The sequence below is a fragment of the Marinobacter halotolerans genome (genome assembly GCF_008795985.1).
Lineage (GTDB): Bacteria > Pseudomonadota > Gammaproteobacteria > Pseudomonadales > Oleiphilaceae > Marinobacter > Marinobacter halotolerans.
Genome location: NZ_VMHP01000001.1, coordinates 461,995 through 475,373, shown reverse-complemented (window position 1 = coordinate 475,373; position 13,379 = coordinate 461,995). Strand labels below are relative to the sequence as shown.

The following is a 13,379-nucleotide window of genomic DNA, read 5'->3' as shown; positions in this document are numbered from 1 at the left end:
GTAATGCCTGTATCCTGCTAATTTGTCAGGCATTCAACGATGCCTTGCAGGAGGGCGCATGGGAACGACCATTCAGGAAGTGTTCAGTGCATGGCTGAGTACGGCGGGCTATGCCCTGTTCGCCATTATCCTGGCAATCGCGCTCTACAAGGCGCTGGTGTTTTTTCTGGTAAAGCTTTTCACGCCGGCTTCCGCAACCCGCATGTTTTTCAATGCCGCAGCCCCGGCAATATGGGTGTCGCTATGCCTGTTAGCCGTAAACGGAGTGCTCCACTCTGCGCCACAGGACCTGCCATGGCGCGCCGGCATTCAGCAAGCGGTAACCTTGCTGCTGGTCTGTTCACTGACCTGGGCGGCCGTCTGCTGCACCTCCGCGATTGGCGAGGTGATTGTCAAGCTCAACCCGGCATTAGAAGGGCAGTGGAAAAAAGCCCGCAGGGTTGAGACCCAGACGCGTTTCCTGGTGCGGGGCCTGAACATAATCATCGTGCTTATAGGTACAGGCCTGGCACTGATGACGTTCGAATCCGTCCGCCAGATCGGCACCAGTCTGCTGGCGTCCGCCGGCGTCGGTGGTATCATTCTGGGTTTTGCCGCCCGCCCTGTATTAAGCAACCTTCTGGCTGGTATGCAGATCGCTCTGACGCAGCCGCTTCGCATCGATGATGTCGTGCATGTTCAGGGGGAGTGGTGCTGGGTCGAGGAAGTCACGGCGACCTATGTGGTATTGAGGGTCTGGGACCTACGTCGCCTGGTGGTCCCTCTGCAGTGGTTTATCGAGAATCCGTTTCAGAACTGGTCCCGTAATAGTGCGGACCTAATTGGCAGTTCGATGGTCTGGGTGGATTACAGTATGCCGATCGAGGCCCTGCGCGAAGAATTTGCGCGCCTACTGAGGGCTTCTTCCCTCTGGGATGGGGTAACGGAATCGGTGCAGGTAGTTGATGCGGATGACAAGGCCATGCAGATCCGGTTTCTGATGAGTGCCGGAGATTCCAGTACACTGTGGAACCTGCGCTGTGATATGCGGGAGGGTATTATCCGCTTTATCCAGGCCAACTATCCACAGCATCTGCCCCGGCATCGCGCTCACATGCTTGAAGCCAACGACCTGGGTGTTTGACCGAATCTTTATCCGAAAATCCGAAAGGGAAATACAATGTTTGCAGGAAAGCGACCGAGTAATCTTGGAGTGAATGACGGCCAGCTGGCAGCCTGTCCGGGCAAGCCCAATTGTGTCTCAAGCCAGGCCCGTTCACCCCGACAGCGGGTGATGCCGTTGCGGCTTTCAGGAGAGCCCGGCCCGGCGATGAAGCGTTTGAAAGACGTGGTCAATAATATGTCGAACACGACTCTGATCGAAGAAAGCGAGCATTATCTATATTTCGAATGTGCCTCGAAGCTTCTGGGTTTCGTGGACGATCTGGAATTTTTCTGCGATCCCGACGCGCAGGCAATTCACGTCCGCTCGGCGTCCCGGCTTGGCTATTCCGATCTGGGTGTAAACCGCAAGCGGGTGGAAAGTATCCGCAGAAAGTTCGAGCTGGCCTGAAGTCGTACAGGCTAGTCCCAGGCTTTTTCTTTTAACCGATAGAAGTGCTCAACCACCTCGTCCATGGCTTGTGCGTCATAGTCGCGCAAGCCGCTGACCACCAGCTTCTTGGACACTTGTCCCTTTTCCTCGCCCCGGGACATCAGCCGATAGTCCAGCGTGACGTTACCTCTCTTGCCATCCGGCACCAGCTCTGCATGCCCGAGTTCAAGCTCCGGTTCCGGTGCGTCCAAGGTTTCCAGTGACAGGTTCATGCTCTGGTACATAATCATGGGGCGGTCAGGGTTGAACATAACACCCTGATCTTCCATCAATGGTTTGAGGGTGTGGGGGAAATTCTTGCCGGAGGCGGCCACATAACTGCGAATCAGGTGTTCGATGATGTTCTGGTCCTGGGTGGACTCGCCCTGGTGCTCTACCTCAATGTACACCTTGCCCCGATCATCGTAGACGCGGATCAGGCCGTCCTCGTCTTCACGGAAGCTCAGCGGTACAGAATCGCCAAGTAGACTGCGGAAATGAAAGGTCATCTGCCGGAACAGTCCGAAATGAGACACCAGCAGGGCGAACAGCAGGTCTCCCGGTACACAGAACCGGCGCGCGTCCGGGTTGTGAATCGGGTTGAAGTCGCCGGCAATTTCCTTTGCAAAACGGCTGCCTTGCCGGGCGCTGATCAGCACATTGCCGTCCTGGATCGAGTGGTAGCGTTCTAGAAACATGGTGTCCTTTCAGTGTCGCAGTTTCAGAACCGTTGATAGTGACCCTAAAACGAAAGTGTAACAAGGCACTGCCAACCAATGTCTAAGGCGCCCGGTCAAAAAATCAGCCCTGGTCCGGTTGGTCAGTGCGGTGCCCGTCGGTGTGGCCGAGGGACCGGTCCGGCGCGATTTCATTCCGCACCAACTGCTTCAGCTCCTTGATGTCCGGAAAACGACCAGCCTCTTTCCTTGACCAGATCAGCTTTTCGTTCACTTGCACCTCGAAGACTCCACCGGAACCGGGCCGCAGGGTCAACTCATCCAGATCGGCTTCAAAGGTGGTTAGCAGTTCCTGTGCCATCCATGCCGATCGAAGCAGCCATTTGCAGCCGGTGCAGTAGGTAATGGTGACATGATTGGTCATAACGGGTTTCCTGCTCCTGTAGACGTTGAATGGTTCAGGATACGAATTGTCACAGTATTTCTGAACCGGACCTTACATGATGGTCGTATTGTAAAAAAAACCACATAGACTAGCTTTTTCTTCCATATCAGGAAAAGCAGTGCGGTCAAAAACGAAGACGTGATAGGGGGAATTCAATGAAAGCGCCAGCCATTTTCAGCCGGGGAAGGGCCATTCCGGCACTTTTCACAATCTTTCCCATGCTCCTTGTGCTCAACGCTTTGCCGGCTGCTGCCCAGGAATACGACCGTCTCTACATCTACACCGAGAATTATCCTCCTTACAACGCCTCTGTCAGCGGCAAGAACTTCGCGCATACCGAAGACGGGATCACTGGCATCTGCACTGATATGGTCAAAGAGATCCTGTCAGGGGTGGACTATGACTATGTGCTGAAAATGCGTGACTGGAGCCTTGCCTATGAACGGGTGCGTGGCCGCGAGAATCATGCACTTTTCTGCACCGCGCGGACCGAGGAGCGCGAAAACCAGTTCCAGTGGGTGGGCCCCCTGGCATCCATCAAGTGGACGCTGTTTGCGGCGCCGGATTCGGACATCACGCTTGACTCTCTGGAAGATGCCCGCCAGTACACCATTGCCGGGTACAAGGGTGATGTGATGTCGGATTATCTGATTGCCGAGGGCTTCGAGGTAGTCACAAGTGTATCCGGTGACCAGAATCCGCTGCGTCTTACCCTGGGGCAGGCGGATCTGTGGGTGACGGACGGGGTCGTCGGGCCCCTCGTGGCGAAGGAAGAGCATAAGATTACCGGGCTGAAGCCGGTACTGGTATTCCGGGAAACGCCGATGTATCTGGCGGTCAGCAATCAGACCGACAAATCGGTAGTGGACCGTCTGCAGAGTTCGCTGGACAACGCCCGTGATGCGGGAAAAATCAGCGCGATTCTTGCGGAATACACCCGGTAGGTCATGGGAGTGGGCCTGGGAGTGTGCTAGGTTTGGAAGTATGGTTTTTTCTTCTGACCGGTGTCTTCCATGAGCAATCCCAAGCATACCCTTTTCTGGATGACGACCTTCCTCGGCGTCGTCCTTATCGTTTGCGTACTGATTTTTGAGCCGCTCAAATCGGCCTTTCTGGCAAACTGGGTGTTCAATCTGCTGATTCTGTTTGTGCTGCTGGTAGGCATTGTTATTACCTACCGGCAGGTGATTGTACTCTTCCCCGAATTACGATGGATCGCCCAGTTCCGGACAGGCAACGCGGGACTTTCCGTACTGCAGGAGCCGCGGCTGCTGAAACCCCTGGCCCGCCAGTTGAATGAAGACGCCAAGCGGGACCGTTTCTCCCTGTCGACTCTCTCCCTGCGAACCGTACTCGACGGTATCCACAGCCGCATGGACGAACAGCGGGAAATCACCCGTTATTTCATCAGTCTGCTTATTTTCCTGGGCCTGCTGGGCACTTTCTGGGGCCTGCTGGGAACCATCAACGCCGTCGGCTCGGTGATCGTCAACCTGGACATGGGGCAGGAAGATTTCGGCAAGGTGTTCGGGCGGCTGCAAGAGGGCCTATTGGAGCCGCTCCAGGGTATGGGTACGGCTTTCAGTTCATCGCTGCTGGGGCTTGGTGGCTCGCTGATTCTTGGTTTCCTGGACATTCAGGCGGGGCACGCCCAGAACCGTTTCTATGACGGCCTGGAAGAATGGCTGACCGGCGTTACCAATCTGGTAGGACGTGCCGGTGAAGTATACGACGAGACCGAACTCACGGACGAGCCATGATCGGGTCAAAGCGGCGCAGCCGGAGCACCATCAACGTCTGGCCGGGGTACGTCGACGCTCTGTCGGCGTTATTGATGCTGATCATTTTCATGTTGCTGATCTATGTGGTCAGCCAGCTGTACCTGTCTAAAGCGCTTTCGGACCGGGATACCGAGCTGGCGCGCCTGAACAGTCGACTGCAGGAGATCTCGCGAATGCTCGGTCTTGAGCAGGAGCAGAATGAGGCCCTGGAGCAGGCCATGTCTTCACTTCAGCAAGACTATGGCGAGGCGCTGGCACTGAAGTCGGAACTGTCCCAGGCGCTTGAGGAGGAGCGTGAAAGCCGTCTGGAACAGCAGTTCAACGCCGAGGCGAAGCTCAGTCAGGAAGAGCAGCTGAGTGAATCCCAGCGGGCCATTATTCTTCAGCTATCCAATCAGATCGCCGCGTTGCAGGAGCAGCTCAGCCGAATCACCACCGCCTTGCGTTTGCAGGAACAGGAGACAGCGGATAAAGCAGCGGAACTGGAGGAAGTCGGCAAGCGGCTCAATACGCTGCTGGCGGAACGGGTAAACGAACTGGAGCGCTATCAATCGGAATTCTTCGGTCGGTTGCGAGACATACTGCAGGACAACGACAACATCCGTGTGGTGGGCGACCGCTTCCTGCTGCCATCGGAGCTGCTGTTTGCGTCCGGCTCTGCCAGCCTGGGACCGGAAGGCCGGCAGGAGCTGGACAAGCTGGCCAATGTTTTGCTGGATGTGGTGTCCGAGATACCCGAGGATATCGAGTGGATTCTGCGGATCGACGGACACACCGACAAGATCCCCATCAACACCCCGGAGTTCCCGTCCAACTGGGAGCTGTCCACCGCCAGGGCGGTATCAGTGGTACGCTACCTGGCATCCCGTGGAGTGCCGGAAAAGCGTATGGTGGCCGCCGGTTTCGGGGAGTTTTTCCCGGTAGCCAGCGGTAATTCCCCAGAGGCACTGAGGCAGAACCGCCGTATCGAGATAAAACTGACCGACCGCTAGCTGGCCCGGCCAAAAAACCGGTCGAAAAAGCCCACTTCCCGCACGTCCGGGATCGGAAGATCGCCATTATTTTCCAGGGCCCGTCTCCAGAACAGCTCGGGGTTGTCCAGATGGGCGGCGCTCTGCCGCTCCTCCGCACTGTAAGAATTGTGGTCGCCACCGATGCCGGCGGCCATGAGATCCTGACACCAGAGGTACAACGCACTGCGGACAACTCGAAGAATCTTGCCGTAGCTATCCCGGCTTACCGTAATCGCCAGTTCGGCCGTCAGGTTGATCTCCGACTGGATCCGGGCCATTTCCTCTTTTTCGAACACGATGCGGTTGCCCGTGCCTTTTTTGCACTTGAGGCAGGTTTTCTCAAGGGATTTTATCCCTTCTGCCATGTCTCTTCGCCCGATTTTCTGCTTCTGGCTGTCGTCCATGGGCGCTGGTATCCAGCCATACTGGGGCGAGCGGGCAACGATGTGTCCGACAATATCACGCCGGTAGGGCGGCAGATCCGAAGGGTCCGGGTAGCCGTCGAATTCGGTCCGCATCCAGGCGGCCATGGTGCGCTGACGAAGCATCATGGCAAGCGTGATCGCTGACGGCATGATTTCCTCAAGCAATTCGCTTCCGTCCTGAAGTCGCTCTTCCAGGTGTTCAACTGCTGCTGACATAGTGGTTCTTCCTTTACCGTTGGTAATATCCCGGCTACCGATACGCCGGTTATTGTTGTTGATGATTTCGACAGGTCGTTGAAGGAAAGTCGTTGCTTAAAAAATAGGCTGAGTTGGCCATTTCCTCAGTGGTAAAAAAGTAACTGTTTTGTGAATGGAAGTAATGCAGGGGTGTGGGTATCCTCTCGTATCCCTGAAATCGTCTGCTTCTGAGCTGCAATCCGAGTAATGCTATGTCTGATCTGGCGTTGTACCAGTATGTTCTGATTGGTCTGATCTTCGTGTGGAGCGGATTTGTGCGCTCTGGACTGGGCTTCGGCGGTGCGGTGCTGTCGCTGCCTTTCCTGCTGCTGGTGGTGGACCAGCCGCTGGTGTTTCTGCCGCTGATCGCCGTTCATCTGCTGGTGTTTTCTTCACTGACCATTTGGCTCAATAACCGGCGCCGTCCGCAAACGGAGGGTCAATCGGGCAGCGTGGTGAGCACGGTGGACTGGCAGTATCTATGGCGCATTCTGGCAATCATGATCGTACCGAAGATGATCGGCGTGTTCGGTCTGATTACTTTGCCCTCGGATATTATGAGCCTGATCATTTTCGTGATCGTGGCAGTGTACTCGCTGTCCTACATTCTCGACCGCCCCTTTCGCAGCGGGAGCCGGACTGTAGACGTGGTGTTTCTGATGTTGGGTGGCTATGTCAGCGGTACGTCGCTGATCGGCGCACCGCTGATCATTGCGGTGGTGGCGCAACACCTGCCAAAGGAAAAACTGCGGGACACACTTTTTGCACTCTGGTTCATTCTGGTGATGATCAAAATGGGAGCCTTTGTCTGGCTCGGAGTCGATCTTCAGCTGGTGCACCACCTCTGGCTGCTGCCATGCGCAACCCTGGGGCATTTCATGGGGGTGTATGCCCACGACCGGTTGCTGAAGGCCGAGACGCCGGTGTTTTTCCGGGTGCTCGGCTCGGTTCTGTTGATTGTCAGTGGCTTTGGTATGGCCCAGATCCTTGCGTCGGGCTGAGTCCCGGGCTGAGCTGTTTTTCAGAACAGGGCTCAGCCCAGGGTAGCGTCAAGGAACATCATCACCACAAACCCGCCAAGCAGTGAGAAGGTCGCCAGGGTTTTGTATTCACCACGGTGAGTCTCGGGGATGATTTCATCACTGATGATGAAGATCATCGCTCCGGCGGCAAAGCCCAGAGTCCAGGGCATCAGCGGTTCCGCCAGCCATACCATGGTGCTGCCGAACACGCCGCCAAGAGGTTCCAGAAGGCCGGTAAGCAGCGCGATGGTGAATGCCTTTAGCCGTGAGTGTTCTATAGCCAGAAGGGATATCGCCACGGCCAGGCCCTCCGGAATGTTCTGCAGGCCGATCCCGATGGCCAGTGCGGTGCCATTACCAATGTTGCCGCCACCAAAGCCGACGCCAACCGCCATGCCCTCGGGAAAGTTGTGCAGCGCAATGGCAATAATGAATAGCCAGATTCGGCGGATGCGGGCGCTGTCAGGGCCTTCGCGTCCCAAATGGAAGTGTTCGTGGGGCAGACGTTGGTGAAGCAGGTAAAGGACCACGGCGCCCATCACCAGGCCCGAGATGACGACAAGTGATGCGGCCCAGGTGGTGCCGGTGAGCTCTTCGCCGTATTCAATGCCCGGTAGCAGTAACGAGAAAAACGACGCTGCCAGCATCACCCCGGCCGCCGCACTCAGCATGCCGTCCTGAAGGGACGGCGTGAGACGGCGCACTGCAAATACGCCCAGTGCACCAACCCCGGTTCCCAGGCCGGCCAGCAGGCTGGCGATAGAACCCAGCCAGACCACGCTTATGTCACCCAACATCAATATTCCTTAGCCAACAGTATGAAAGAGTCTGTGGCGTCTACGAACAGATATCGGGATTGTCTCTTCTTCAGCCTTTGCTGTCAGTGCTTTCGAAGATTTTGTCGGCGGATGCGGCCACAAAACCGCTGTAAAGTTCGCCGTCGGGCTTGGGGTAGCGCAAAGCGAACTCGTAAAAGCAGCTGGGAATGCTGACCGTCTGATCGGAAAACGCCACGTTGGCACGGTCTGCCATGGTGGAAGACTGCTCGAGCAGATCCTGTGGTGAGCCTTTGATCTCTCCGCCTGAGGTGTTCAGGCGGAAACCTTCGTCCTTCAGGCGCTGGTTCACCTCGGCCAGGGTGCGGAACTGGCTGAGATGGTTCACGCTCACCGTAAAGTGGTTTGGCCGGTACCCCCACGCCGCCGTCCAGGCCGCGTATTCGCTCTCTTCCAGAAGTGTCTGGTAGGTGGCGTAGTCAAGGTTCCAGTGGCGGCCAGAGTAGAGAAAATCGCTCTGGTTGACGACGGACGGGCTGACGTTATCGACCAGTTGGTGAACAATTGACTGCAGGGCATCAGAACATTGCTCTACCAATAGTTCAGAGATAAAGACCTTGGGCACCGTCGGGTCCGGATGCTCGTAGTGACGGGCGTAGAGCTTTTTGGCGTCGAAATGGTATTCGCCGCCCTGTTCATAGCCCAACGCGAGGAAATGGGCGGCCAGTTTGTCCAGATTGAGCTTGTCGATATTGAAGGTTCTAAGCGCAATGTGGTCGTTCACGATCGCTTTACCCTGGCTGTTGTCCAGCAGGCGATGGATGCGCTCGGCCGAGGGCGTCACCCGGCAGTAATTTTCCCAGAGGTTATGGAACAGGGTATCAACATCGGTGCGATCAGTTTGCACGGAATGCCTCCTTTACGGGAGTTAACGGGTGGTCGCTGGCAATCGCCGGGTTTTGCTCTGCTTGCCGGCCTGCTTCCAGGTCGGCGAACCAGACTTCGGCATTATTGATAAGGCCGAGGCTCTTTGCCAGCGATTCCGGCACTTCCAGTAAGCGGTGGGCCGGAAGATAGCGGGCAGCGCTGGTCACGGTGGCCCGGAAGTCCGCCGTCTGGTTGTTTGCCACCATCAGTGTCCGGCCGCGGCCACCGTTTGTCCATGAGGCAACCGACGGTTCCACATCACTGCCTATCCGGACCCGGCAGCGTCTTGTATGGCCTACAGAGCGCAGGCTATCAACCCGGGCTTCGACGGTAGGTCCACCATCAAACGGATCAATCAGGCCGGTGTATTGAAATCCCTCGGACTCCAACATACGCAGCGCCGGGCGTGTGTTCGGGTGGACCTTGCCGATAACGGCCCTCGCAGCCTCGTCCATCAGGTCTGTGCGAAGCGGATGGTCGGGCATCAGCTCGGCAATGAAGCCATTGTCACCGGTGCCGACCATCTGGCTGACGGTGGCAAAATCCAGGTCAACAAACCGGGCCTGAATCCAGCGCCAGAAAGGGGAGTCCCCGGCCTCGTCGGAAACGCCCCGCATTTCCGCGATGACCGTGCGGGCAAACCGTTCGGGGTGTTGTGCCATGAACAGGAAGCGTACCCGCGACAATAATTTGCCGGCCCAGGCCCGGCGGTACTGTGGCCGCAGGAAGAGCGTGCAGATCTCGCTGCACCCGGTGTAATGGGTGCACAGATCCAGCGTCTGTTGCCCGCCGTTTCTATTGCCGACCCGATAATGGTAAAGCGGGCGTTTCTTCCCTACCGACGCCTCGATACCGGTGGTGCCCATGATGTCACCCGTCTCCGGCTCAACCAGAACAAGCAGATAACCTTCATCTCCTGGCTGTTCGACGTGGCGAGCGAAACTGGTAACCGAGCGTTCGATTTTGCGCACCAGAAAGTCGTGATCGTCCACGAGGGAGGTAAAGCCGGGGCCTGATTCAGCGGCAATGGCTTTGAGTGCGTCCAGGTCACCAATGGCAACGGGGCGAATAATCATGGGGTTATCCTCTTCCGGTTTGCCCCAGTATGACGGCGCCAGGTGTCATATTGCAGTGATAAAAATGATAGATTGTGGTAAAAATATGACAAATTACCGAGGAAAACTATCAATATGATCAGTCCTCAGGACCAGAAACTGTTGCTGCGCCTGCGGCAGAATGCCCGCGTCAGCGTGTCTGATCTTGCCCGCCAGATGAACCTGTCCCGCTCAACCGTGCAGAATCGTCTGGCCCGGTTGGAGGAATCAGGGGTTATCCGTGGCTACTCGGTAGAGTTGGGGGCGGAGTATGCGGCCAATCAGGTGGAGGCCCATGTGTCGATCAAGGTCTTTCAGAAGCTTACCGCCCGAACCAATCGGGCGCTGGAGGCCATCAGCCAGGTGTCCCAGCTTTATTCGGTCAGCGGCGAGTATGACCTGATCGCGATCGTCCAGGCCCAGTCGCTGGAGCAACTGAGCCTGGTGCTGGACGAGATCGGCAATCTGGAGGGGGTTGAGCGAACCAACTCGGCGGTGGTTCTGGAAACCCGTTTCCGGCGCTAGACGGGGTGTCTGGCTGGGGTGTCTGGCAGGGGTGTCTGGCCAGGGCGTCTAGTCGGGCTGCTTGTTGTGGCCAGCGGTGATGGCGAAACCCTGCCGAGGGAAGTGCACGTGAACCTCGCCAACGCTTTTATGGGTGCGGGAAACGATAATCCGCTTATCATCTGCAAAGGCCAGGGTTCCCATCACCGGGTCACGGCCGTAGTCATCCGGTGCCACGGTGACCGGTTTGCCGGTCAGTTCGTCTTTACTGGCCCTGTCCAGGGCGCGCGGGGTTGCAGACTTGGCAGCCTCCAGCCCCTGTTTGTCCTTGATCGTTTTGTAGCTGCCGTGGCCAAAGGCCTTCATGCGCGCAAACCAGTCCTTTACCTTGGGGTAGTCCTCAATCCACGATTTCTCGCCCAGATCGGTCACGAACCAGATGCCATGGTAGGCCGAAAAATCCGCGATGCAGGGCTGGTCACCAAACAGGAAATCGTTTGTCAGCATTTGCTCCATGCTGCTCATATGTTCGAGCACTAAAACCTTGGCCTTCGGCCCCCGCGCCGTACGAACTCTGGACGACTTACCCATGGCTATCCGGTCCCGCAGAAACAGCAAAGCGTTCCAAAGGGACGTTTCCTTGATAAGCTTCTTCAGCATGCGCTTGTCGCTGGCAGACATGACACACGCAAAGAAAATCTCCAGGTCAGTCTTGCGAACAAAATCGATAACGTCCTGCGGCTGGCCGGTCAGGCTGAGTTCGGGCCTGCCGCTGATACGGGCCAGTTCGTCGGAGATCACCCGGGTATCGCAGAAGACGTCCGCGCCTATCTGGGCCACCGGGATTTTGCGGTAGCCGCCTGCAAGGATCGTGAGCACCTTGCGGGGCGGCATTTCCCGCACCGTCACCGACTGCCAGGGAATGCCGGTGTAGCCAAGCATGGTGCGCATTTTCTCGGCAAAAGGTGACATGGAATAGTGGTAGAGAATCAGGTCCTGCATGGGATTGTCCTTTCCTTAAATGGCCTTAGAGGCGAAACAGGAGGGAAGGGTACCCCGAGAGGCGGGCCGGAGAAAGTGCAGGAGTCGTGTGTTTTTCCCCGCCTTGTTCTATCTTTGCAAAGATCAAATCAGTGTCCTGATTATAAAAAGGAGCCTTCAATGGCCGATGAAAACAAGAAACAGACTTCCCTTCACTGCCTCTTCCACTGGGCGGAAACAACACCGAACAAAGTCTATCTGACCCAACCGTTCGCTGATGGCTCCACTGAAGACATTACCTGGAAACAGGCATCGGATCAGGTTCTACGAATGGCCGCCTACCTGAACAGCCTGTCAATTCCCGAGCGCAGCAATATCGCCATTCTTGGCAAGAACAGTGCCCACTGGATACTGAGCGACCTGGCGATCTGGGCGGCAGGGCATGTGTCCGTGCCGCTGTATCCCACGCTCAACGGTGAAACGGCGGCTTATGTACTGGAACACAGTGACGCGAAACTGCTCTTCCTGGGCAAACTGGATGGCAAGGCCGACGGCTGGAACGACATCAAGGGGCATATTCCGGAGAATCTGCCTATTGTGTCGCTGCCCATGTCGCCCAGGGACGACACTCCGAAATGGGTGGAGATCATCGAGCAGCACCAGCCGGCCGAGCCCCGCATGCCGGCGGCGGATGACCTGGCGACCATCGTGTATACCTCTGGTAGCACCGGTCGTCCCAAGGGCGTAATGCACAGCTTCAGGACCATGATTGCCGCAGCCCATGGGCTTCAGCAGATCTTTCCGGTGACCAACGAAGAGCGCATGCTGTCGTACCTGCCTCTGGCCCACGTCGCCGAGCGGGCGGCGGTTGAAACCCAGTCACTGTATTACGGGTTTCACCTTTACTTCGCCAACTCTCTGGAGACCTTCCAGGAAGACCTGCAGCGGGCACGACCGACCCTTTTCTTCTCGGTGCCGCGTCTCTGGATGAAGTTCTACCTGGCCATCAACAGCAAACTTCCGCCGAAAAAGCAGAAGATTCTGTTCAATCTGCCGGTGCTGAATCGTCTGGTGAAAAAGAAGGTGCTGAAGCAGCTGGGCCTGGAACACTGCCGCGCCGCCCTTACCGGAGCCGCGCCGCTGTCCGCGGAAATCATCGGCTGGTACCGCAACCTGGGGCTGGAGCTGCTGGAAGTCTATGGCATGTCGGAGAACTTCGGTTATTCCCACGCCAACCGTCCGGGGCGCGCAAAGGTGGGTACGGTCGGGGTTACCAACCCGGGTGTGGAGCACCGGCTGGCAGAAGGCGGTGAGGTGCAGGTTCGCAGCCCCAGCCAGATGCTGGGGTACTTCAGGAACGAGGAAAAAACCCGGGAAGACATTACCGACGACGGCTTTCTGAAAACCGGTGACATGGGTGAAATCGACTCGGAGGGCTATCTGCGCATCACTGGTCGGGTCAAGGACCTGTTCAAGACCTCTAAAGGCAAATACGTCGTGCCGGTGCCGATCGAGAACCGGTTTAATCACCCCAAAGCAGAAGTGGTCTGTGTGGCGGGCGCAAATCAGCCGCAGCCGTGCCTGATGATCCTGTTATCGGAAGAGGCCCGGCACGAGCTTGAAGCCGGCGGCGGCCGCGAGGAGCTGGAAAAAGAGTTGGCGGATGAGCTGGATGCGGTAAACCGTGAATGCGAGGGCCATGAGAAGCTGGCATTTGCCGTGGTGGTCAAAGAGCCCTGGACCATGGAAAACGGGATGCTGACCCCCACCATGAAAATCAAGCGCAACGTGATTGAGGATTATTACAATCGCCGGATGGACGACTGGTTCGCCCAGAAGAAAAAGGTTGTCTGGGAATTCTGATCCGCTACCTCTGATCCCGCACCCACAAAAAAGCCGGACCCCGAACGTATCGGGTTCCGGC

The 13,379-nt window shown here is 57.0% G+C and carries 15 protein-coding genes; 8 read left to right on the top strand and 7 right to left on the bottom strand.

Going from position 1 to position 13,379, the window contains the following annotated elements:
• Nucleotides 1-58 precede the first annotated feature (58 nt).
• On the top strand, nucleotides 59-1,123 hold the full coding sequence (locus FPL19_RS02135) for a mechanosensitive ion channel family protein (protein ID WP_150910159.1): 1,065 nt from the start codon (nucleotides 59-61) through the stop codon (nucleotides 1,121-1,123).
• Between the two features lie 36 nt (nucleotides 1,124-1,159).
• Nucleotides 1,160-1,552, top strand: coding sequence for a DUF1499 domain-containing protein (locus FPL19_RS02130; RefSeq protein WP_150910157.1), 393 nt, complete (start codon nucleotides 1,160-1,162; stop codon nucleotides 1,550-1,552).
• An 11-nt stretch (nucleotides 1,553-1,563) separates the two neighbouring features.
• Here the strand turns inward: FPL19_RS02130 and FPL19_RS02125 are convergent, their stop codons facing one another.
• Entirely contained in the window at nucleotides 1,564-2,271 is a 708-nt protein-coding gene (locus FPL19_RS02125; protein WP_150910155.1) for a DUF3581 family protein, read from the bottom strand.
• Nucleotides 2,272-2,374: 103 nt separating this feature from the next.
• A complete protein-coding gene (locus FPL19_RS02120; protein ID WP_150910153.1) occupies nucleotides 2,375-2,674 on the bottom strand; it encodes a SelT/SelW/SelH family protein in 300 nt (99 codons plus the stop codon).
• 176 nt (nucleotides 2,675-2,850) lie between these two features.
• On the opposite strand from FPL19_RS02120, the gene FPL19_RS02115 reads away from it, so the two are divergent.
• The 3 genes from FPL19_RS02115 (at nucleotide 2,851) to FPL19_RS02105 (ending at nucleotide 5,468) form a co-directional block, all read left to right on the top strand.
• A complete protein-coding gene (locus tag FPL19_RS02115; protein WP_150910151.1) occupies nucleotides 2,851-3,639 on the top strand; it encodes a substrate-binding periplasmic protein in 789 nt (262 codons plus the stop codon).
• A 69-nt stretch (nucleotides 3,640-3,708) separates the two neighbouring features.
• Nucleotides 3,709-4,455 carry a MotA/TolQ/ExbB proton channel family protein gene (locus tag FPL19_RS02110; RefSeq protein ID WP_150910149.1) on the top strand — a complete coding sequence of 249 codons (747 nt, stop codon included), beginning with the start codon at nucleotides 3,709-3,711 and terminating at the stop codon, nucleotides 4,453-4,455.
• Nucleotides 4,452-5,468, top strand: a complete 1,017-nt coding sequence (locus tag FPL19_RS02105; RefSeq protein WP_150910147.1) for a peptidoglycan -binding protein — start codon at nucleotides 4,452-4,454, stop codon at nucleotides 5,466-5,468. Before FPL19_RS02110 ends, FPL19_RS02105 begins: the two co-directional genes overlap by 4 nt.
• Here the strand turns inward: FPL19_RS02105 and FPL19_RS02100 are convergent.
• Nucleotides 5,465-6,130, bottom strand: coding sequence for an AbiTii domain-containing protein (locus FPL19_RS02100; protein WP_150910145.1), 666 nt, complete (start codon nucleotides 6,128-6,130; stop codon nucleotides 5,465-5,467). The two genes, FPL19_RS02105 and FPL19_RS02100, sit on opposite strands and share 4 nt — an antisense overlap.
• Before the next feature lie 233 nt (nucleotides 6,131-6,363).
• Between FPL19_RS02100 and FPL19_RS02095 the strand changes: the two genes are divergently transcribed.
• Nucleotides 6,364-7,152, top strand: coding sequence for a sulfite exporter TauE/SafE family protein (locus FPL19_RS02095; RefSeq protein WP_150910143.1), 789 nt, complete (start codon nucleotides 6,364-6,366; stop codon nucleotides 7,150-7,152).
• A gap of 32 nt (nucleotides 7,153-7,184) precedes the next feature.
• Here the strand turns inward: FPL19_RS02095 and FPL19_RS02090 are convergent, their stop codons facing one another.
• From FPL19_RS02090 to FPL19_RS02080, 3 genes are all read right to left on the bottom strand, one after another.
• A complete protein-coding gene (locus tag FPL19_RS02090) occupies nucleotides 7,185-7,970 on the bottom strand; it encodes a ZIP family metal transporter (RefSeq protein WP_150910141.1) in 786 nt (261 codons plus the stop codon).
• A 70-nt stretch (nucleotides 7,971-8,040) separates the two neighbouring features.
• Nucleotides 8,041-8,856, bottom strand: coding sequence for a DUF1338 domain-containing protein (locus FPL19_RS02085; protein WP_150910139.1), 816 nt, complete (start codon nucleotides 8,854-8,856; stop codon nucleotides 8,041-8,043).
• Nucleotides 8,846-9,952, bottom strand: a complete 1,107-nt coding sequence (locus tag FPL19_RS02080; RefSeq protein WP_150910137.1) for an arginine N-succinyltransferase — start codon at nucleotides 9,950-9,952, stop codon at nucleotides 8,846-8,848. The genes FPL19_RS02085 and FPL19_RS02080 overlap by 11 nt, the downstream gene beginning before the upstream one ends.
• A 114-nt stretch (nucleotides 9,953-10,066) precedes the next feature.
• Here FPL19_RS02080 and FPL19_RS02075 point away from each other — a divergent pair, with 114 nt between their 5' ends.
• Complete coding sequence (locus FPL19_RS02075) at nucleotides 10,067-10,495, top strand: Lrp/AsnC family transcriptional regulator (RefSeq protein WP_150910135.1); 429 nt, start codon at nucleotides 10,067-10,069, stop codon at nucleotides 10,493-10,495.
• 48 nt (nucleotides 10,496-10,543) lie between these two features.
• On the opposite strand, the gene FPL19_RS02070 is transcribed toward FPL19_RS02075, so the two are convergent.
• Nucleotides 10,544-11,476 carry a glutathione S-transferase family protein gene (locus tag FPL19_RS02070; protein WP_150910133.1) on the bottom strand — a complete coding sequence of 311 codons (933 nt, stop codon included), beginning with the start codon at nucleotides 11,474-11,476 and terminating at the stop codon, nucleotides 10,544-10,546.
• A 159-nt stretch (nucleotides 11,477-11,635) separates the two neighbouring features.
• On the opposite strand from FPL19_RS02070, the gene FPL19_RS02065 reads away from it, so the two are divergent.
• Nucleotides 11,636-13,318 carry an AMP-binding protein gene (locus FPL19_RS02065; protein ID WP_150910131.1) on the top strand — a complete coding sequence of 561 codons (1,683 nt, stop codon included), beginning with the start codon at nucleotides 11,636-11,638 and terminating at the stop codon, nucleotides 13,316-13,318.
• Nucleotides 13,319-13,379: the final 61 nt, after the last annotated feature.